The sequence below is a fragment of the Pseudoalteromonas sp. SIMBA_162 genome (assembly GCF_046535955.1).
GTDB classification, from domain to species: Bacteria; Pseudomonadota; Gammaproteobacteria; order Enterobacterales; family Alteromonadaceae; genus Pseudoalteromonas; species Pseudoalteromonas marina.
The window spans coordinates 1-345 of sequence record NZ_JAWJBQ010000155.1 but is presented as its reverse complement, the minus strand read 5'-3'; the positions used below and the strand labels follow the sequence as shown (position 1 = coordinate 345).

Below are 345 nucleotides of genomic sequence, written 5' to 3'. Positions count from 1 at the left end.
GTGACGATAAGATTGATGATGATGGTGCATATAAGAAGCGTATGGAACAACGTGCAAACAAAAATAAAGCTATTGAAATCCTACATGGTAGTGATAATGACGGTAGTACTGATGGGTATAAACGTATGAAAGAGAAGCTACTACAAGTTGGAGAGTACAAAGGAAGAGAAGCTGACTTAAAATGGCTTGATGATGCTATTAAACGGGCTGAAGAACGAGACAAAGAGGAAGCACTCAAACAACCTATTAAGGATGTACTGCGTAACTATCCTAATATGTATTATGCAACTGTGGACGAGTTAAAAGCAATGAAAACAGACTTAGAAGCTTTACCTGAATCTGACT

At 37.7% G+C, this 345-nt stretch carries 1 protein-coding gene; it reads left to right on the top strand.

Features of this window, described 5'->3' with window-relative positions; all coding sequences use genetic code 11:
* On the top strand, positions 1 to 345 hold a 345-nt coding region (locus R0J88_RS19135), incomplete at both ends, for a hypothetical protein (RefSeq protein ID WP_410900750.1).